Here is a 19,889-nt window from a genome sequence, read left to right as displayed (position 1 = left end):
GGCGATTGGGGAAACGACACCTGTCCGTGCAAAAATGACCTGACGAACCTTTTGCACAAACAGGCATATGACGGAGGTGGCCGCCAGTGATAGTCATGACAGTTGCCTTCTTCGGGGCATCTGTCATCGCCTACCCTCTGGTACGGCTGCTCGGCCGCAACGCCTTCTTCTTCCTCGCTCTCGTCCCCTTCGCCGGACTCCTGTGGAGCCTGTCGACGGTCTCCGATCTCTTCGGCCCCGCAGCCCAGTCGCTCGTCGAGAACTTCGACTGGCTGCCCGAGCTCGGCCTCGGCGGAGTCTTCCGCCTCGACGTGCTCTCCTGGATCATGACGCTGCTGGTCACCGGGGTCGGAGCCCTCGTCTTCGTCTACTGCGCGCGCTACTTCCCGCCCGACGAGCCCGGTTTGGCCCGGTTCGCCGGAATCTTCATGGCCTTCGCCGGGATGATGTACGGACTCGTCGTCGCCGACGAACTGCTCATGCTCTACCTGTTCTGGGAAGGCACCACCGTCTTCTCCTACCTGCTCATCGGGCACAGTCAGTCCCGCCGCCGCTCGAGGCAGGCGGCGCTGCAGGCGCTCATCGTCACGACCGCCGGCGGTCTCGCCATGCTCGTAGGCATGGTCCTGCTCATCACCGCCACCGGCACCGGGCAGATCTCGACTCTGGTCGATCGTGCCCAATCGGGGATGGACACCGGCGGAGTCATCGTCTCCGCAGTCATCCTCATCCTCGTCGGCGCGATCTCGAAGTCTGCGCTGATGCCATTCCACTTCTGGCTGCCCGGCGCCATGGCCGCGCCGACCCCGGTGAGCGCCTACCTGCACGCCGCGGCTATGGTCAAGGCCGGAATCTACCTCGTCCTGCGTCTGGCGCCCGGCTACAACAACGTCCCCGGCTGGTCGGAGACACTGCTCACCCTCGGTCTGCTGACGATGTTCATCGGCGGTTGGCAGGCGCTGAAGCAGACCGATCTCAAGCTGCTCTTGGCCTTCGGTACGGTCTCCCAGCTCGGATTCCTCACCACCATGGCCTCGTTCGGGACCCCGGACATCACGAAAGCAGCCCTGGGTCTGCTCATCGCCCATGCCCTGTTCAAGTCCTGCCTGTTCCTGTGCGTGGGCATCATCGACCACCGCGCAGGCACCCGTGACCTGACGAAACTCTCCGGCGGCTGGAAGGCCTTCCCCGTCGTCGCCGTGTGCGCGACGATCGCGGCCGCCTCGATGGCGGGGCTGCCTCCGCTGCTCGGCTTCGCCGCGAAGGAAGCCGCGTACTCGACCCTCCTGTCCTCACCGGACAAGGCCTCGGTCATCGCCTTCATCGGCATCATGATCGGCTCGATCCTCACCGTCGCCTATTCGGCCCGCTTCGTCTGGGGCGCGTTCGCCACGAAGCCGGGAGTCGACGACATCGCCCGACGCGACGAGAAGCTCACCCTCGTCGTCTCTCCGCTCATCCTCACTGCGTTGACCCTGGCGCTCGGTCCGGGGGTCGGACTGCTCGACGGCTACTTCACCGCGTGGACGACCGGGCTTCCGGCCGTGGCCGAGGGGGACGGGCACTACCACCTTGCGCTGTGGCACGGATTCGAACCGGCACTCGCATTCACCGCCGTGACCGTCGCCGCAGGCGCCGCCCTGTTCATCTTCCGCCGTCCCTTCGCGAAGATCCAGCAGACCCTGCCGTCGGGACTGGACTTCCACGAGCTCTACCGGATGCTCATCGGCTGGATGGAAGCTCTGGCGCTGTGGGTCACCGCCCGCACCCAGCGCGGTTCGCTGCCGTTCTACCAGGGCGTGGTCTACCTCGTCCTCGTCGCCGGAATGGGTCTGGCGATCATCACCAACGACACGTGGAACATCACCTTCCGTCTCTGGGACACCCCGTTGGACTTCATCGTCGCCGCCGTCCTCATCATCGTCGCGGTCGGCGCCACCCGAGCGAAGAAGCGGTTCACCGCTGTCGTCGTCACCGGCATCTCCGGTTATGCCATGGTCGCCTATTTCGCCTTCGTCGGCGCTCCCGACCTGGCCCTGACCCAGGTGCTCGTCGAAACCATCACGATCGTCGTCTTCGTCCTCGTCCTCCGCCGTCTGCCGGCGCGCATCGGTGAGTCCACCGGTCGCCTCACCCCCGCCTGGCGGGCGATCATCGGCGGTGCTGTGGGCATCACCGTGATGCTCGTCGTCCTCATCGCCGCAGGTGTGCGCATGAGCGACCCGGTCTCCACCGACTTCGGGCAGCTCGCCTACGAACTCGGCCACGGCAAGAACATCGTCAACGTCACCCTCGTCGACATCCGCGCCTGGGACACGATGGGCGAGATCTCGGTGCTCGTGGCCGCAGGCACCGGTGTCGCCGGCCTCATCTTCGTGCGCGGTCGCGAAGGCCACCTGCACCGTTTCGAGCGGAAGAAGGACGGCACCGAGGCGGCCGGCCGAATCCGCTTCCAACCCGTATCCGAGGACGTCGTCGACCTCCACCACGCCGGCCGTGGGGAGGGGCTGTCGCAGAAGCGCGTGTCCTGGCTCATCGCCGGACGCACCCTGGCCCCACGCAACCGTTCGATCATCCTCGAAGTCACCGCGCGTCTGATCTTCCACGCCGTCCTCGTCTTCTCCGTCTACCTCCTCTTCGCCGGGCACAATGAGCCCGGCGGAGGATTCGCCGGCGGCCTCGTCGCCGGTCTCGCCCTTGTCGTGCGCTACCTCGCCGGAGGCAAGTACGAACTCGCCGAGGCGGCTCCCTTCACTCCCTCGGGAATGCTGGGCACCGGCCTGACCACCGCGATCCTGACCGTCATCGGCGGTTGGGTCTGGGGAGAGACGGTCTTCGACTCCGTCTACCTCGAGGGCGATCTGCCGCTGCTGGGGCACCTGTCCTTCGGCACCTCGACGTTCTTCGACATCGGCGTCTACCTCATCGTCGTCGGCCTCATGCTCGACATCCTCCGCTCGCTGGGAGCCGAAGTCGACCTGCATCAGGAGCGCGACGAGACGATGCTGACCAGCCGCATCCACGACAATGTGAACTTCTCCGAGGACATCGGCGCCACTGCCGAACACCGTGCTGTTTCCGAGATCATGGACCGGGTCAATGAACTCGACGTCGACAACGGTGCGGAAGGAGGCCGCCTATGAGCGTGCCCTTCGTCATGGTCCTGGCCATGGGCGTCCTCTTCGCCGCCGGCATCTACCTCATGCTCGAACGCTCGCTGACCCGCGTTCTGCTCGGCTTCATCCTGCTCGGCAACGGAGTGAACCTGCTCATCATCCTCACCGCCGGCCGTGGCTCTCCGCCCCTGACAGACGGAGAGAACCTGTCGACCGAGGGTATGTCCGATCCGCTGCCGCATGCGCTCATCCTCACGGCCATCGTCATCACCTTCTCCGTGACGGCGTTCCTGTTGGCGATGATCTACCGATCCTGGAGGCTTATGCGCGCCGACTCGCTGCAGGACGACGACACCGACCTTCAGGTGGCGATCACGAAGCTCATCGACTCCGAGGCGGAGGCGAGCACCGACTACGATGACACCGAGTTCGGTGACGAGGCGGAGTCCCCGATCACCGGTGCCATCGACCTCGACGACGACGGCACCCCCACAGAGCGGGAGGACCTCGCCGAGGACATCGAGGATGCGCCGACTCCGGCCGAAGCCGATGCCATCGCCGAGGCGGCCGCGGAGTCGCAGACGGAGGCCCACAGTGCCGAGGAGGCCGAGGCCGCCGACGATGCTCGGGACGCGAAGCAGCCGGGAGACGACGCATGATCGATCTGCTGCCCGTGCTCGTTCCCCTCCCCGTGCTGCTGCCGCTCATCGGTGCCGGAATCGCGCTGATCCTGTCCAAACACACGCGGGCGCAGAACTTCGTGTCGATCGCGATCCTGCTCGCGGTCATGGTCATCGCCACGATGATCCTCTTCGGCGTCGATGCGCACGGACCGCAGGTCGTGGCGATCGGCGGCTGGCAGCCGCCGGCGGGCATCGTGCTCGTCGCCGACCGGCTGTCGTCGCTCATGCTCATCGTGTCCTCCCTGGTCACCCTGTGTGTGCTCGTCTACGCACTGAGTCAGGACGCCAACGACGACTCGAACGAAACTCCGATCTCCGTGTTCAACCCCAGCTATCTGGTGCTGTGCGCAGGCATTGCGAACTCGTTCCTCGCGGGCGATCTGTTCAACCTCTACGTCGGCTTCGAGATGTTCCTCGTCGCCTCCTATGTTCTGCTCACGCTCGGTGCCACGGCGGAGCGGATCCGGGCGGGAGTCACCTATGTGATCATCTCGCTGGTGTCCTCGGTGATCTTCCTCGCCGCCATCGGCGTCATCTATGCCGCGACCGGGACCGTGAATATGGCCCAGCTCGCCGAGAGGCTGTCGGCTCTGCCAGCCGATGTGCAGATGATCCTCCACGTCCTGCTGCTGCTGGGCTTCGGCATCAAGGCCGCGATCTTCCCGCTGTCCTTCTGGCTTCCAGACTCCTATCCGACGGCCCCGGCGCCGGTGACCGCGGTCTTCGCCGGTCTGCTGACGAAGGTCGGCATCTACGCGATCATCCGCACCGAAACGCTGCTGTTCGCAGAATCGTCACTGCGAGTGCCGCTGCTCATCGCGGCAGGTCTGACGATGGTCGTGGGCATCTTCGGTGCCATCGCACAGTCGGAGATCAAGAGGATCGTGTCCTTCACCTTGGTCTCCCATATCGGCTACATGCTCTTCGGCGTGGCCTTGGGGACGAGTATCGGTCTGTCCGCGGCGATCTACTACACGGTCCACCACATCATCGTCCAGACCGCACTGTTCCTGGCCATCGGACTCGTCGAGATGCGCGGCGGGTCCACCTCCACGAGGTCGCTGGGCGGTCTCATGGTGCTCTCGCCGGTGCTCACGATCACCTTCTTCATCCCGGCTCTCAACCTCTCCGGAATTCCGCCGTTCTCCGGGTTCATCGGCAAGGTCGCGCTCTTCCTCGCCGGTTTCGACGATCACGCCTGGCTGCCCACGGTCCTCATCGTCGCCGGCACCGTGACGAGTCTGCTCACCCTCTACGTCATCGGGCGTACCTTCAACCTCGCGTTCTGGCGTGATCCGGCCGATGCCGAAGAGCCGAACGAAGACCTCGTCGAAGAGTTCACGGAGCGGAAGAAGACGCTGCTGGCGGGGAAGAAGTGGAAGTCTCAGATCGGAGTTCCCCCTGCCATGGTGGTGGCCACCTCGGTGGTGGTGATCGCCTCCATCGCCCTCACGGTCGCCGCCGAACCCCTGTGGGACATGTCGAACCGGGCGGCGGAGAACCTCTCGACCCCGATCCAGTACGTCACGAACGTGCTCGGAGGTGATGAGTCATGAGCCCGAACCGTGCGCAGGGACAGAATCGGGCACCGGCGCCCAACCGCGCGCGGATGAGCCGGGGCCGCGGAATCATCCAGCAGCTCGTGCTGCTGATCTCGCTGGTTCTGCTGTGGCTGATGCTGTGGGATTCGGTCACGGTGCTCACCGTGGTCTCCGGAATCGTGCTGGCCTTCACCGTCACACGTGTGTTCTACCTTCCGCCCATCGTGCTCTCCGGACGGTTCAACGTCTGGCATGCGACGGTGTTCGGTCTGTGGTTCCTCTACTCGGTGCTCTACGCCTCCGTCGAGGTCGCCTGGTACGCGTTCCGCCGCCGAGCGGTCGGAGCCGGGTCTGTCATCGCCTGCGATCTGCGCACGAGCTCGGACCTCGTGCTCACCCTCATCGCCGATACCGCCAGCCTCATCCCCGGGTCGATCATCATCGACAGCGACCGCGCGATGGGCATCCTGTACCTGCACTTCCTCGACTGCGATTCGGAGGAGAAGCTGCGCAAGGCCAAGGCGCAGGTCTATCACATCGAAGAGCTGCTCATCCGCACCCTCGGTTCGCACCGTGACCTCGCCGCACTGCGGGCCAGGCCGGATCCGCTCAATGAGACCGAAGGGGGCCGATCATGAGTGAGATCGTCCTCCACACGCTCGTCATCGCCGGTGCGGTGCTGCTGGCCGCCTCGGTGGTCGCTGCTCTCTACCGCATCGTCCGCGGTCCCTCGATCCTCGACCGCATGATCGGCACCGACGTCGTGCTCGCCTCGATCATGTGCGGACTCGGCGGGTACATGGCCCTGTCCGACCGGACGGATCTGCTGCCCGTGCTCATCGTGCTCGCGATGCTCGGCTTCGTCGGTTCGGTGAGCGTGTCGAGGTATGTGTCGAAGTCCGATTCGATGACTCCCGGCGCCGAGGCGGGGGCACTGTCGGACTTCTCCAACACGGATTGGCATATGCCGCGTGACGCGGACGCTGAGGATTCTGCCGAGGAATCCGTCGAAGGTTCCGCCGAGGCGGCCGACCGGGCACAGCCCCGTGCTGAGCCCACATCGGTGCGAGCGGCTCGCCCGAGCGACGAGGTCACCGAGATCGCGGATCCGACGTATGACGTCCACGCCGACAGCGGCGGTGAAGGCGAGGGCACCGGGCCTGACCCGGGACCCGATGACGCCGAACACATGTCGACCGAAAAGGGAGAGGGGAACAGTCGTGGTTCTTGACATCATCTCGGCAGTGCTCATCTTCCTCGGCGCGGTTCTGTCCCTGGCCGCCGCGATCGGACTCGTCCGCTTCGGCGACCTCCTCTCACGGATGCACGCGAGTGCGAAGCCCCAGGTGCTGGGCCTGATGCTGATCGCAGTGGCGATCGCCATCCAGTTCCCGACCTGGGCGACGGTGACGACTCTGGCGATCGTCATCTCCTTCCAGCTCGTGACCATCCCCGTCGCCACCCATATGGTCGGCCGCGCGGGATATCGCACCAAACACCTGCGTCGATCTATGCTGTACCGAGATGAACTCGCCGAGGCGGTCGACCGTGCCGAGGCCAGAGAGATCGCCTGGGAACGCCAGAGAGGAATCGGACCAGACCATCATGACGGCTGACAATCACACTGAGCCCCAGCCCCTCGTCTTAGTCGCCGATGATGAGCCGGACGTGCTCGGAGCGGTCGTGCCGTTCCTCGAACGCTCCGGATTCCGGGTGCTGCCCGCCAGTGACGGACTGCTCGCCCTCGATGAGATCCACCGTCACAGGCCCGACGTGTGCGTCCTCGACGTCCTCATGCCCGGAGCAGACGGACGGCAGGTCCTGCGCCGACTGCGGCAGGAGGAGAACTGGGTCCCGGTGCTGCTGCTGACCCAGGTCGGCGAAGGGGTCGAGCGGGCGATGGCCCTCGAAGAGGGCGCCGACGACTATCTCAATAAGCCCTTCGACCCGCACGAGCTCGTCGCTCGCATCCGGGCCGTGCTGCGCCGCACCCGCAATGACGGGCCGCCCCTGGCCACGGCTCCGGTGCTGGTGTCCAGCTTCGGCCTGCGCGTCGACCGTGTCGGACGCCGCGCCTGGTTGGGGCAGCGGGAGCTCGTCATCACCCCGAAGGGCTTCACCCTGCTCGAGTACCTCATGGTGCACAAGGAGGAGCTCATCGAACGCTCCCGTCTGCTCGAGGTGCTGTGGGGATTCGAGGAGGCCGTGGGAACCCGCGCCGTCGACTCCCGCGTGGCCGAACTGCGTCGCGTGCTCGGCGAAGACGCAGCCGAACCGCGGTGGATCGCGACCGTGCAGGGGCGCGGATACCGCTTCGTCGGTGAGGTCCGCGGCGAGGACGGGCTGAGCCGTCTATGACGAACTTCCTTGTCTTCGAGATCCAGATCTGGCTGTTTCTCCTGCTGCTGGTCATCGTGCTCGGCGGTCTGGCCGTCGGCGCCTGGTTCGCCTGGCGATACCTGAAGAGGCGCGAGGCCGCGCTGCGGGAAACGATCGAGACGGACGCGGCCGAGGACTCGATGACGAAGCGCAATCGGATGCTCATCCGACTCGACCATGAGCTGAAGAACCCGCTGACTGCGCTGCGCACTTCGGCGGCGAGCATCCGCGAGGTCGTTCGTGACGGCGGCACCCTGAGCGAGGTGGAGCCAGCTGCCAAACAGGTCGACGTGTCCTCACGCCGGGTCGCCCGTCTGCTGGCTGATCTGCGCAAGCTGGCCGATGTCGAGACCCGCATCATCGAATACGCACGCGTCGACCTCGATGCGCTCATCCACCAGGCAGTCGAGGATGCCTCGACTGCGCCGGGTGCCGAGGATCGGATGATCGTGGCCACTGTGGCTCGCGCTCCGTGGCGACTGCCCGATGTCGCCGGTGAAGAGGATCTGCTGCTCACCGCGATCCTCAATCTGCTGGGCAATGCCCTCAAATACTCGTCTCAGGCCGAGGTCGTCGAACTGCGCGCCAATGAGCAGATCATCGACGGACACCGCTGGGTCGTCGTCGAGGTCGCCGATACGGGCAGCGGAATACCGCTGACCGAACAGGAAGCCGTGTGGGACGAGCTCTCTCGCGGCTCTCGTGTGCGTGCGGTCGCCGGTTCCGGAATGGGGCTGTCGCTCGTGCGTGCCATCGTCACCCGGCACGGCGGATCAGTGCAGCTCTTCAGCCAGGAGGGTGTGGGCACCTCGGTGCGTATGGTCCTTCCAGTCCTCGCCGATGCCGCACCCGTGACCGTTCCGCAGATGTCAGATCATATGGATCGGGTCGCCGCCGGTTCGCATGCGGTCCAGCCGGTGCAGCAGGCGGATTCGCGGCAGGCGCCCGGATTCCTGCCGCCGCGTCAGCCGAATGAGGCCGAACTGCAGGGGCGGATCCTCGGCACCCCGCGACGGACGTCGAAGCGTCGCCTCGAGCGGGTCGACGGCAACCTGGTCAATCGGCGGACGGGCGAATCCGTCTCCGGTGGGTTCCCGCCGGATTCCGGCCAGCATTCGCAGTTCAAACCGCCGCCGCGGGCACCGAGCGTCGGCGGACAGAACCCGGGATACGGTCAGCCGCCGATGGGCAGCCAGGCACCTGCAGGAAGCCAGCCGAACTCGGTCCGGCCGAACTTCGGGCAGCCGCCTGTGGGCAGCCAACCGAAATCTCCACCTCGGAACTCAGGCCCCCAGAATTCTGGGCCGCAGCCGTCAGTCGGAAGCCAGCCGCCAGTGGGAAGCCAGCCGCACTCGGGCCAGCCGAACTTCGGAGCGCCGCCCGTGGGCAGTCAGCCCTCCAGCGGTCCCCAGTTCACCGGGCAGCCCCCGATCGGCAGTCAGCCGAATCCCGGTGCGCAGCCGCCCAGGAACGGGAACGGTCAGGCTCAGCCGCCCCAGAACGGGAATGGTCCGGCTCAGCCGCCCCAGAACGGGAACGGTCAGGCTCAGCCGAACCAGAACGGCCCGGAAGCGGGGTACTCGTACCGTCGCCGGCAGGATGACCAGCAGTGAGACCAGTGACCGCGCGTACGGCTGCCGGCGCGCTCGCACTGACCATCCTCCTCAGCGGATGTTCGGTCTTCCAGATCCGCACCGAGGACAAGTCCGCCGGCCCCGTCCGGGTCGGTGTGCAGGAGACCGCCGGACCGGAGCCCACGGGCAAACCCACCGAGGCCGGAGTCCCCGAAGGAATGTCGAGGACGTCGGTGTCGTTCGGCGACAGCTGTCCGGTCGACCTCAGCTTCGCGCTCGGCGACGAGTGGACGGAGAGTTCCGGGAGCACCGAACAGTTCCACTTCTTCAGCCGTGGTGATGGCAGCACCCGTTCGGACGTCATCCTCGTCAACTGCACCGACGAATATGGTGACAGCGCTCAGGAAGTCGTCGATAAGAAACGGCGCTTCAACTTCTCCAAGCAGGACTCACAGGTGCTGGCCGAGCAGACGGGATCACTGGCTGCGGGAGAGTTCTGGAGCTATCAGGCTGAACTCGGTCCCACCGAGATCCTCGCTCTCGACAGCGAACCCACTTATGCCTTCGGGGTGCAGACGGGATACAAGATCAACGGGCGCCTGGTGAATCTCTCCATCGAGATGCGCACGCTCAAGGACAACACCGAATCGGCGGAAGACTATAAGAAGATGCTGCCGACGGTGACGATCGATGGTGAGAAGGTTCCGTCACCGAGCTTCGGGTGATCTCCCGGGGAACTTCGAGCGATGCGGACATCGGGCACTCGGGATCCGGCCGGCCACCCGTGGGCAGGCCCCGGCCACTCGTGGGCAGGCCTCGGCCGCTTACCTCGGCGATCTTGGACCGTTCGGGGTTTTGCCCCGGACCTCAAGCCCCATTGCAATCCCTCCGGGAAACGCCCCGGAATCTCCTTTGGGATCTAGGATGGGAAGATGACGACCCAGGACGCAGTGACCCGACTCCTCGACGCCCGCCGCCTGCAAGGACTCCTGACGAATCAGAGTGGCCGCGTCATCGCCCAGTACTCGTTCCTCAACTCCGAGGGCACTTCCTCCCTCAGCCACCTCGCCGATATCAGCGGAGAGACGCCGCGACGCATCACTCGCGGTGACCAGTCCGTGGGGCCGGCCGCGCTGAGTGAGAACGGCACGGTCGTCTTCGCCTCCAAACGCAAGGGCGAGGACGGAAAAGAAGCCGAGAGCCCGAGCCTGTGGGCGCTGCCGGACAACGGAGAAGCCCGCAAACTCGCCGATCACGACGGCGGTTTCTCCCGCATCGAGATCAAGGGCGAGACCATCATCGTCGAATTCCCTGTCCACACGTGGGCCGCGGACGAGAACGACCATCAGGAATTCAGCACCGAACGCAGTGACGCGAAGGTCAGCGGAATCCTCCACACCGGGTTTCCGGTGCGCCGCTGGGACCACGATCTGGGGCCGGGCCGACAGACCCTGGCCGTGGCCACCCTCGATGAGTCGGCCACCGACTTTCCCGAAGTCAGTGACGAGCTCAGTGTCCCGGCGGGCCTGGACTTCCGCTACCTGTCTCTGCCCTCGGGGCGACTCGTCGATTGGGCCGTCGACGATGAGGCCCGCTTCGTCCTCGTCCAGCTCGAGAAGCCGATCCCCGGTCAGCTCGAAGCCAGTGAGATCTGGCGTGTGGACCTCGACGGGGAACCCGAACTGCGCCGACTGACGAAACCGGCCGCCGATCACGACTTCAGCATCGATGCCATCAGCCCCGACGGAACGAAAGCCCTGGTCACCCGCGAACAGTCGTGGACTCCACAGTCGAATCTCGCCATGCAGCTCATGGTCCTCGACCTCGAGACCGCCGAGGTCGAGCCTGTGTGGCCGGACGCTGACTTCTGGTTCTCCCCGATCTGGGTGGACGATTCGACGATCGTGGCCACCGCCGATGACCACGGACGCGGCAGCATCTTCATCGGCGATATCAATGATGCCCAGCCGCGGCGGCTCGTCGGGGGAGTTGATCAGAAGTATTCGTTCTCGGGGCTGGCTCTGCGCGAAGACACGGTCGTGGCGACCGCCTCGGCGATCGATGTCGCACCACTGCCGATCTCCGTCGACCTCGACACCGGGGTGATCAGCGAGCTCGCGAACCCAGCGACGGTGCTCGACGAAGAAGGCACCCTCACCGAGGTGGAGGTCCGTGCCGAGGACGGCACGCCGATCCGTGCGTGGCTGGTCCTGCCGGAAGGAGAAGGGCCGCATCCCCTCGTCGTCTTCGCCCATGGCGGACCGTGGGGATCGTGGAATGCGTGGACCTTCAGGTGGAATCCGGGGCCCTTCGCGGCTGCCGGCTATGCGGTTCTGCTGCCGGATCCGGCGATCTCCACCGGATATGGTCAGGCGATGATCGACCGCGGTCAGCAGCAGCTCGGCGGCACTCCCTTCACCGACATCATGACGCTGACCGAGGCGGCAGGGGCGCGGGAAGACATCGACGCCGAACGCATCGCCCTGGCCGGCGGGTCCTACGGTGGGTACATGGCCAACTGGGTGGCCGGACACACCGGCAGCGAATTCAGATGCATCGTCACCCATGCCTCACTGTGGAACACCACGTCGATGGGGCGGACGACGGACAATTCGTCTTGGGATGCAGCGATGCGGGAGCAGTCGGCGCAGTATTCGCCGCACCTCTTCGCCGGCGACATCGAGGTGCCGATGCTCGTCATCCACGGCGACAAAGACTACCGGGTGCCGATCGGGCAGGGGCAGGAGCTGTGGCTGGACCTGCTCACTCAGGCGAAGACTCCGCTCGATGCCGACGGTGATACGCAGCATCGATTCCTCTATTACCCGGACGAGGGGCATTGGATCCTCGGGCGCGGCAATGCCGAAGTCTGGTATCGCACCGTGCTCGCGTTCCTCGACACACATGTGCTCGGCATCGACGCGAACCGAGTCCGCACCCTCGGGTGAGCGAGGGCTGAACGATGGAAAGACCCCGATGACACAGACCGCACAGATCCCCGCCGAGGCGGTCATCCACAATGCGTGCATCCTCGACGGTGACCGGGCGAACTTCTCCGAGGAGACTGCCGACACGTGGATTGCGATCACCGGAGGAACGGTCATCGCACGAGGCCGCGGAGACGGCTGGAAGGACAGGGCCGACTCGGCGAGGGGCGACGTCATCGACGCGGCCGGCGGATTCGTGGCTGCCGCGTTCGTCGACATCCACTGTCATGGTGCGGGCGGCGCGAGTGCCGAGGGCGGAGCCGAGGAGATCGATGCGATCCTCGGGGTGCATCGCGCTCACGGAACCGGCCGGCTCGCTCTGTCGTACGTCTCGGACACGATCGACGGGCTGTGCCGGTCCCTGCGTGTCGGGGCCGGACTCGTCCGGGATCGGGCCATGGTCATGGGTTTGCATGCCGAAGGTCCGTTCCTGTCCCCGGACTTCAAGGGTGCGCATGCGCCTGAGGTTCTCACGTCGCCGACTCCCGAGGCGGTGGAGGCGATTCTGGAGGCGGCTGATGGAACGCTCGCGCAGATCACCATCGCTCCCGAACTGCCCGGAGCCCTCGACGCGATCGCTCGGTTGACTGCGGCCGGGGTGCGTGTGGCAGTCGGCCACACCGCCGCCGACTTCGAGCTGACCGCGGCGGCTTTCGACGCCGGGGCGAGCATCCTCACCCACGCGTTCAATGCGATGCCCGGCATCCACCACCGTACTCCGGGACCGGTTCTCGCCGCTGCCGAGGCTGCGCATGTCACCGTCGAACTCATCAATGACGGCGTCCACGTCGTCGCCCCGGTCGCACGCATGCTGCACGACCTCGTGCCCGGACGCCTCGCGCTCATCACTGATGCCATGGCGGCAACCGGTTTGCACGACGGAAACTATCATCTCGGTGCGCTCCCGGTCGAGGTCAAGGATTCGGTGGCTCGCCTGGTCACCTCGGACGGCTCTCCCGGTGCCATCGCCGGGTCGACGTTGACGATGGACGAGGCTGTGAAGCGGGCCGTCGCCGAGGTGGGGCTCAGCCCGTTTGATGCTGTGCAGGCCGCGGGCCTCGTTCCATTGCAGGCAGTCGGCGGTAGTGATGCGAACAGCCTGCTGGAGGTCGGCATGCCTGCTGACCTCCTGCTGCTCGACGACGATATGAGTATCCGAGGCTCGCGGACGGCTGGCTGAATACGACCGTTCCAGGACGGCTGGCTGAACACAGCAAAGACCGGATGGCTGGCTGTATACGACCGATCCCGGACGTCGGCTGAACACGACCGATTCCGAGTGGCTGGACGAGACCGATCCCGGACGGCGGCCGGATGAGTTCATGCTGAAAAGCGGCACTGCTCGTCTCTGCCCGGAAAGTAGGCACAGTTGTCCCCTGAGAGCGGGAGGAGCTATTCATCGAACAGGGAGTCGACGATGTCATCCGCGACGAAGCGGGCGTGGAGGATCGGCGTGAGCGCGGGGTCTTTTGCCGCGGGTGGGATATAGGCAGGTCGTCCGTCGAGAAGCATCTTGGTGTCCCAATCGGAACGATCGAGCAGGTGGTGGTGATAGCTGCAGAGCAGTGCGAGATTGTTGACCTCGGTCTTGCCGCCGCGTGCCCAAGGGTACACGTGGTTGGCGTCGCACCAGCCGGGAGGGGCATCACAGCCTGGGAAGGTGCACCCTCGATCGCGAGCGGTGATGACTGCCAGCTGCTTCCGGTTGGCGAAGCGCTGTTCGGTAGCCACCTGCATGGTCTTGGCCTTGTCCGTCATGAGGTGGAAGAACACCGAGCCGTTGAGGCCGTCGGTCATGAGTTCCTTGATGGGGATGGGATTGTCGGCTCCCGTGGTGCCGTGTCCCGTGCCGTTGGCCAGATCCTCGGCCTTGGCGGTGACGACGAGAGCGTATGGCGCTCCCGCGGTCGTCCGCTGCTTGTCGATCGTGGAGACCAGGCCGGCGAAACGTTCATAGATCCATTCCCGGGCCGAAGGCTGCTCGGCGCTGACGTCGACGAGTCCGCCGTCCGTGTGGATGCCGACACCGGGAACGGCGGACAGGTCCGCGGCCGTGCGAGCTGTGCTGAGGTTCGGCTCCGGAACGCGTTTCGCGTCATACCGCTCGCCGGAGAGCACCGCGTCGACGATCTCGAACAGCTCTTCGTCCGGAAGCGGTGCGGCCGTGCCCTCAGGTTCGAAGTTCTCTGTCCCACAAGTGGGGTTCCCGGCGGTCGTCGCGGCAGTCGCTGAGCCAGAGGAGTTTTCACCGGCATCAGTCTTGTCGCCCTCATTCGCGGATTGGATCCGAGAGGTCAGCAGTCCGTTGAGGGTGCCGCCGGTGACAGGGTCGAGCAGTCCCCGCAGCTCCCAATCACCATTGGCCTTGGCGCGCATGGACATGCAGTACGCAGCACGGTCAGCCGAGTCCTTCGGCTCCTCGCCGTCCGGGTCGATGTATCCCATGAGCTTGCCGAAGATCTCCCGTAGGTCCTTGAGGCGGACCTTGGGTGCGTTGTTTACCAGACGCGACTCGACATCATTGCGGATCGCCTGACTGATCCAGGAGGGAAGCTTCCGCATGCAGTCTTCGATGACGGATGCCTGAGCGGCTGAGATGGTGCCGGCATGGAGCGCATCCGCGACGATCGGGTAGAGAGGTGGCAGTGCCTGTCCGGACATGTCGACGCGTCCACCGAGGTTCTTGGCCATCTCGGTCCGGCGATTGGCCTCCGCGCCGGTGAGGTTGAATCGGTTCTCGATGAGCGACTTCGTCGACTTGGCGCCGAAGTCGCTGGGTGTGCCGACGCGTTCGCAGACGGAGAGTGCAAGAGTCGACAGAGCATCATTGATGCGTGTGATCGCCTCGACCCCGTCGGCGAGCATGATGGCCTGGTCCGGTCCCATGGGCCGGTCGAAGGTGCGCAGCTGATCCTTGAGGCTCATCAGCTGGGTGATGGCAGAGGTGACCTCGGGAGCGAAGCGGCTGAGATCTGCCCACTCCTCGTCGGCCAGCAGGGGGTGACCGCTGGTCTGAGGGGAGTTGTCGACGTTCCGATCGGAATGATCGGAGCTGCGTTCGGGAGTGAGGGTCATGGGGATGATTTCCGTTCACCAACATCGTTGTTGTTGAGATCCAGTCTACTTGCATAGTCCACAAAAGTCTATAGATGCTCGAAAAGAATTTCGAACACAAATATCGTATTCCCAAATGTTCGGACGTAATAGCAAGACATGTTGCTCCTATGCGGTTGGGCCCACCGCCGGGGGATGGCTGGCGCGGCCCGCCGCCTGCTCGGCCCCTGCTGGCTCTGCCGTCGCCTCCGGCCTCGAATGCAGAGGCCCGACGTGGCACGATGGGGGTATGGATGCCCTGCTCCTCATAGACACCGACGACGCCAGCTACCCCAGCGACGACGCCATGGAAACCCTGGGCGATATCGTCACCCGCACCCGCGCTGTCGGGGGCGTACTCATCTTCGTCTCGACGAAGGACGAGCTCGTCGATACCCCGGACGAGGAACTGAGCATCTTCGTTCCCGACGAAGAAGACCTCGTGCTCCGGTCCGAGATCCCCGATGTTTTCGAGGGCATCGACGATCTCGCCGCCGGTCTGCACGACCTGTCCGTCGACCGGGTCATCATCGCCGGCGCGGATGCCACAACCGCGGCCGCCGACGACAGCGCTCCCTCGGTGGGCGCGCCCGGAGCCGTCTACGCCTCGGCGATGGCGGCCCTCGTATGCAACTTCGACGTCATCATCCTCGCCGACTCCACCACTGACCCCGACGGCGAGCTCGTCACCTGGGGTGATGTCGCTGCGAACGCGGGAGCCATGGTCAAGAAGACCGCCGACACCTGGCTTCGGATGTGAGCGCAGCCGCCTTCCCGAAATGTTTCTACATTGAGTAGAATGTGGGTGCGAGCTGAGAGGAGGGCCCATGACCGGATGGACGAAGTCCGTGCGTGCACTCTTCGCCGCCCTTTTCACGACTCTCCTCGCCCTGGTGATGCATCTCGGGGCCGGTGGCGGAGCCTCGATTCCGGGCACCGCAGTCGTCTTCGTCTTCGTCCTGTGGGCGGCGATGATCTTTGCCGGCAGGCGCCTGGGCTATCTCACTCTGACCGGACTGCTCGGTCTCGGGCAGGTGCTCATGCACCTGACGATGAGCTGGTCCGCACACACCCTCGCCCATGCGGGCTCCTACGCCGGAACCGCCCAAGCCGGGGCCGGGCAGGCCGGAGCCGCAAGCATCCCCGTTGCCGGGTCCACCTCCGCCGAGGCAGCCCTCGACCCCCACGCCGGACACATCGTCCCGGCCTCGGGCTCTCTTGATCTCGGTCCGGCCGCATCCGCGCTCGGACACGCGAACCACGGCGCCACCTCGGCGGGGATGATCGTCGCCCACCTCGCCGCCGTCCTCATCACCGCTGTGATCCTCAAACGCGGTGAGGACATCGTCCTCAGCATTCTGCAGCTGGCCCTGGGCCCGGTGATCGGCGCACTGCGTGCCCTCGCCGAGGCGGCCGGAGTCCTGGCCGACGAACCGTTCCGTAAGGTCTGCGCTCAGTTCCGGCTGCCGCAGCCGGTCACCTCGGCGGTGGTCGGTCCGAACTATCGTCGCGGACCACCCGCGCTGGTCTGATACCTCACTCGGCGGTTGCACCGCCGACTCACACCCGAACTCCGGGTGACCATCCATCTTCGGGCGACCGCCGAATCAACGGCGGCGCACCGACCATCGGTGACAGTCGAACACGTCCGCGCACACTGGTGCGCACAGAACAGCGCGTGCCCTGCGCGTCAGTGCACTTGCCGGCTCCCCGCGTATGGGCACGCGAATGCGCTGCGGCCGCACGCCGGCGCAGTCTGACGACAGGTACCTCGCGGGACCGCCCGCGCAGTCTGACGGCAGGTACCCCGTGGGACCGCCCGCGCAGTCTGACGGCAGGTACCCCGTGGGACCGCCCGCGCCATCTGTGCACAGAGTCGCGCGCACCGGCGCATGCTCGACTGCACCTGGACACGAAAGTACAGACATCATGCGAAAGAACATCACTCTGGCCCTCGCCCTGCCCATCGCCGTCACCATCGGCCTGGCAGGCTGCGGTCAAGACGACAGCAAGGCCGCCGGATCAGCTCAGACAGAAGGCGACAGCTCCGCCTCGGCGGATTCCTCGGAAAGCCGAGTCGACGCCGAGGCGCTCAGCCTCGAGGGCGCCTGGGTCAAGGCCGCCGACGACGGGATGACCGCAGTCTTCGGGGAACTCCATAACAACACCGACCACGACATCAACCTCGTCGAAGCGAAGTACGCGGACGCGAAGATGGTCGAACTCCACGAAACCGAAGGCGACGGTTCGGGCGGAATGTCGATGCAGGAGAAGGAGGGCGGCTTCACCATCCCGGCCGGTGAGAGCCTCCACTTCGAGCCCGGAGGCGATCACATCATGATCATGGGTCTGGAGAAGGCCATCAAGCCGGGCGAGAAGATCAGCCTCGACCTCGTCACCGCCGACGACGAGACCGTCGAGGTCACGGCCGTGGCCAAGGAGTACTCCGGAGCGCAGGAAGACTACGCGCCCGGTGAAGCCGAAGGCTCCAGCGACGACCACGCAGAGCATGACGACCACGGCGAGCACGAAGATCATGAGGACTCCGATCACGGAGACCACGGTGACCACTGAGCCCAGTCGCGCCGGCTTCAGCCGCCGAGGTCTCCTGACCTCGGCGGCCGCCGGCGGTGCAGGAATCGTCGGCGCCACGGCCGGGTTCGCACTCGGCCGTGGCCCCGGCTCTGAAGCTACAGCAGCCCGCGAGGGCGGGCAGCCTCGGCGAGATCTGGACGGGGCGAACGGGCCGCAGACCGAGCCGTTCTACGGCACTCGCCAATCCGGGGTCGAGACCCCGGCGCAGGCCTATGCGCACTTCATCGCGTTCACGCTCAAGCCCGGGATCAAGGTCGCCGAGGCGGTGCGCTGGCTGCGGCTGCTCACCGCCGATGCGGCCGCGCTGACCCAGGGGCAGGCGCCATTGGCCGATTCCGAATCCGAGCTCGCCGTCGACCCTGCCCGGTTGACGGTGACCTTCGGATTCGGATCGAATCTGGTGGCGCTGGCCGGTAAGAAGCACGTCCCTGACTGGCTGAAGCCCTTGGAGGCGTTCTCGATCGATCGCCTCGATAAGGACCGATGCAGAGGTGACCTGCTCCTGCAGATCTGCGGCGATGATCCGCTGACCTTGGCACACGCCCGGCGCATGCTGTTCAAGGACTCGCGCTCGTTCGCCGAGGTGGCCTGGCAGCGCGACGGATTCCGACGCGCCTACGGCAGCACGGGGGAGGGGAAGACCCAAAGGAACCTCTTCGGTCAGCTCGACGGCACGGCGAATCCGGGGCCGGGGTCCGAGGACTTCGCGCGGATCATCTGGGGGCGGGGCACCGAGACCGCCGACCCGGTCTTCTCCGCACGCGGGGCGCCGCCTGCCGACCTCGGCGCACATCTGCCGTCGTGGATGCGCGGGGGAACGACGCTCGTTCTGCGCGATATCGCGATGAACCTCGACACCTGGGACCACGCCGACCGTCCGGCACGGGAGTTCTCGGTCGGGCGGACCATGGACACCGGGGCACCGCTGTCGGGTGAGGACGAGTTCGATGTCCCGGATTTCACCGCCGTCGATGAGCGCGGGCTGACGAAGATCTCGAAGGTCGCACATATCGCTCGGGCCCGTGACGGGCTGGGCCCGGAGGTACAGATCCATCGGCGCACGTTCAACTATGAGACCGGCGCGGGAGGGGATTCGGGTCTGCTGTTCGCGTCCTTCCAGGCGGATATCGAGCGGCAGTTCCTGCCGATCCAGCGCCGCCTCGCCGAGGTGGACCTGCTCAACGAATGGACCACCCCGATCGGGTCGACCGTGTGGGCGATCCCGCCCGGAGCGACCGAGGACGGGTTTGTCGGGCAGGAGCTGTTCGAGGGGTGAGAGGGGCCGGGCGGGCCGCCTCGTAGCTGTTCAGAACAGCGGCTGCGGCAGCGCGTTCTCCCATTCGAGCAGCCGACGCTTCGTCTCGAGTTCGTGTCCGGGCAGTCCCCCGGAATACCCGCCGAGGCCGTCGCCTGCGACCACCCGGTGGCAGGCGACGATGATCGGAATCGGGTTGAGACCCATGATTCCGCCGATCGCGCGGGCCGGAACCCCCGTTCCGCTGCGGTCGGCCAGTTCGCCGTAGGTGATCGTGGTCCCTGTCGGAACCTCTCCGGCGAGAGCCGTGAGGACAGTCCGAGCGACATCGGAGATCCGACCGAAATCGACCGGAAGATCGAAATCGCCGAGGCGGCCGTCGAAGTACGCGCGCAGCTGTGCAAGCGCTTCGGTGAGGATCGGATCGCCGTCGTCGGGTTCGGCCTCCTCGCCGCGGTGCTGCCGGATCTCGAGGGAGGGGCCAGAGCCTATGGCCGCTTCGGCAGGGGAAACCCATTCGAGGCGGACGATCGCTTGGCCATCGCTCGTCACGTTCAGAGGACCGACCGGGGTGTCGATCGCAGCCGACGTCATCATGTCCGTCCTCCGTCTGCCGAGTCTGTTGGCACCACGCTAGCCTACGAAAGCGGCCCGGTCGACGAATCG

General features: G+C 65.8%; 17 protein-coding genes. 15 read left to right on the top strand and 2 right to left on the bottom strand.

Annotated elements, in window-relative coordinates; translation table 11 throughout:
* Nucleotides 1–95 precede the first annotated feature (95 nt).
* The 11 genes from EB835_RS07975 to EB835_RS07925 all read left to right on the top strand — a co-directional run bounded on the left by EB835_RS07975 (nt 96) and on the right by EB835_RS07925 (nt 13,460).
* A complete protein-coding gene (locus EB835_RS07975) occupies nt 96–3,143 on the top strand; it encodes a Na+/H+ antiporter subunit A (protein ID WP_135808937.1) in 3,048 nt (1,015 codons plus the stop codon).
* The gene (locus EB835_RS07970; RefSeq protein ID WP_135808936.1) at nt 3,140–3,775 is read left to right on the top strand and encodes a Na(+)/H(+) antiporter subunit C; all 636 of its coding nucleotides are present in this window, start codon (nt 3,140–3,142) and stop codon (nt 3,773–3,775) included. The genes EB835_RS07975 and EB835_RS07970 overlap by 4 nt, the downstream gene beginning before the upstream one ends.
* On the top strand, nt 3,772–5,355 hold the full coding sequence (locus tag EB835_RS07965; RefSeq protein ID WP_135808935.1) for a Na+/H+ antiporter subunit D: 1,584 nt from the start codon (nt 3,772–3,774) through the stop codon (nt 5,353–5,355). The genes EB835_RS07970 and EB835_RS07965 overlap by 4 nt, the downstream gene beginning before the upstream one ends.
* Nucleotides 5,352–5,978 carry a Na+/H+ antiporter subunit E gene (locus tag EB835_RS07960; RefSeq protein WP_135808934.1) on the top strand — a complete coding sequence of 209 codons (627 nt, stop codon included), beginning with the start codon at nt 5,352–5,354 and terminating at the stop codon, nt 5,976–5,978. The genes EB835_RS07965 and EB835_RS07960 overlap by 4 nt, the downstream gene beginning before the upstream one ends.
* Nucleotides 5,975–6,571 carry an MrpF/PhaF family protein gene (locus EB835_RS07955; protein WP_135808933.1) on the top strand — a complete coding sequence of 199 codons (597 nt, stop codon included), beginning with the start codon at nt 5,975–5,977 and terminating at the stop codon, nt 6,569–6,571. The genes EB835_RS07960 and EB835_RS07955 overlap by 4 nt, the downstream gene beginning before the upstream one ends.
* Entirely contained in the window at nt 6,561–6,956 is a 396-nt protein-coding gene (gene mnhG, locus EB835_RS07950; protein WP_135808932.1) for a monovalent cation/H(+) antiporter subunit G, read from the top strand. Before EB835_RS07955 ends, mnhG begins: the two co-directional genes overlap by 11 nt.
* Nucleotides 6,946–7,698, top strand: coding sequence for a response regulator transcription factor (locus EB835_RS07945; RefSeq protein WP_135808931.1), 753 nt, complete (start codon nt 6,946–6,948; stop codon nt 7,696–7,698). The genes mnhG and EB835_RS07945 overlap by 11 nt, the downstream gene beginning before the upstream one ends.
* Entirely contained in the window at nt 7,695–9,332 is a 1,638-nt protein-coding gene (locus EB835_RS07940; protein ID WP_135808930.1) for a sensor histidine kinase, read from the top strand. The genes EB835_RS07945 and EB835_RS07940 overlap by 4 nt, the downstream gene beginning before the upstream one ends.
* A gap of 5 nt (nt 9,333–9,337) precedes the next feature.
* Nucleotides 9,338–10,018, top strand: a complete 681-nt coding sequence (locus tag EB835_RS07935; RefSeq protein ID WP_135808929.1) for a hypothetical protein — start codon at nt 9,338–9,340, stop codon at nt 10,016–10,018.
* A 207-nt stretch (nt 10,019–10,225) separates the two neighbouring features.
* Entirely contained in the window at nt 10,226–12,241 is a 2,016-nt protein-coding gene (locus EB835_RS07930) for a S9 family peptidase (protein WP_135808928.1), read from the top strand.
* A 28-nt stretch (nt 12,242–12,269) separates the two neighbouring features.
* The gene (locus tag EB835_RS07925) at nt 12,270–13,460 is read left to right on the top strand and encodes an N-acetylglucosamine-6-phosphate deacetylase (RefSeq protein WP_135808927.1); all 1,191 of its coding nucleotides are present in this window, start codon (nt 12,270–12,272) and stop codon (nt 13,458–13,460) included.
* A gap of 212 nt (nt 13,461–13,672) precedes the next feature.
* On the opposite strand, the gene EB835_RS07920 is transcribed toward EB835_RS07925, so the two are convergent.
* Nucleotides 13,673–15,355 (bottom strand): HNH endonuclease signature motif containing protein, encoded by a 1,683-nt coding sequence (locus EB835_RS07920; protein ID WP_135808926.1) that lies wholly within the window; start codon nt 15,353–15,355, stop codon nt 13,673–13,675.
* A 268-nt stretch (nt 15,356–15,623) separates the two neighbouring features.
* Here EB835_RS07920 and EB835_RS07915 point away from each other — a divergent pair, with 268 nt between their 5' ends.
* From EB835_RS07915 to EB835_RS07900, 4 genes are all read left to right on the top strand, one after another.
* Complete coding sequence (locus EB835_RS07915; RefSeq protein WP_135808925.1) at nt 15,624–16,133, top strand: hypothetical protein; 510 nt, start codon at nt 15,624–15,626, stop codon at nt 16,131–16,133.
* Nucleotides 16,134–16,200: 67 nt separating this feature from the next.
* Complete coding sequence (locus tag EB835_RS07910) at nt 16,201–16,905, top strand: hypothetical protein (protein ID WP_135808924.1); 705 nt, start codon at nt 16,201–16,203, stop codon at nt 16,903–16,905.
* Between the two features lie 397 nt (nt 16,906–17,302).
* A complete protein-coding gene (locus EB835_RS07905; RefSeq protein WP_135808923.1) occupies nt 17,303–17,947 on the top strand; it encodes a copper chaperone PCu(A)C in 645 nt (214 codons plus the stop codon).
* On the top strand, nt 17,910–19,244 hold the full coding sequence (locus EB835_RS07900) for a Dyp-type peroxidase (RefSeq protein WP_135808922.1): 1,335 nt from the start codon (nt 17,910–17,912) through the stop codon (nt 19,242–19,244). The genes EB835_RS07905 and EB835_RS07900 overlap by 38 nt, the downstream gene beginning before the upstream one ends.
* A gap of 30 nt (nt 19,245–19,274) precedes the next feature.
* On the opposite strand, the gene EB835_RS07895 is transcribed toward EB835_RS07900, so the two are convergent.
* The gene (locus EB835_RS07895) at nt 19,275–19,820 is read right to left on the bottom strand and encodes a methylated-DNA--[protein]-cysteine S-methyltransferase (RefSeq protein WP_135808921.1); all 546 of its coding nucleotides are present in this window, start codon (nt 19,818–19,820) and stop codon (nt 19,275–19,277) included.
* Nucleotides 19,821–19,889 lie beyond the last annotated feature (69 nt).

This window comes from Brevibacterium sp. S22 (genome assembly GCF_004745485.1).
In the GTDB taxonomy this organism is placed as follows: domain Bacteria; phylum Actinomycetota; class Actinomycetes; order Actinomycetales; family Brevibacteriaceae; genus Brevibacterium.
Note: the sequence above shows the minus strand (reverse complement) of the source record. Positions and strands in the feature narration are given on the sequence as shown.